General features: G+C 59.8%; 1 pseudogene. It reads left to right on the top strand.

Annotation, left to right across the window (positions count from 1 at the left end):
• Positions 1 to 229: pseudogene (gene miaA / locus AC0IYH_RS34395) on the top strand (tRNA (adenosine(37)-N6)-dimethylallyltransferase MiaA); the annotation flags it as partial.

Raw genomic sequence — 229 nt, forward strand, 5'->3', positions numbered from 1 at the left:
GGCTCAGGTTTTGCCCTGCGAGCTGGTCAGCGTGGATTCCGCGCTGGTCTATCGGGGGATGGATATCGGTACGGCCAAACCGGACAAGGCCACTCTCGAGGCGTTTCCTCATCATCTGATAGATATCCGCGACCCAGCTGATGCTTACTCGGCTGCCGAGTTTCGCCGCGATGCCTTGGATGTCATGGCCAAGATCACTGCACAGGGACGCATTCCCCTGCTGGTGGGC

The organism is Pseudomonas sp. AC463 (assembly GCF_979253585.1).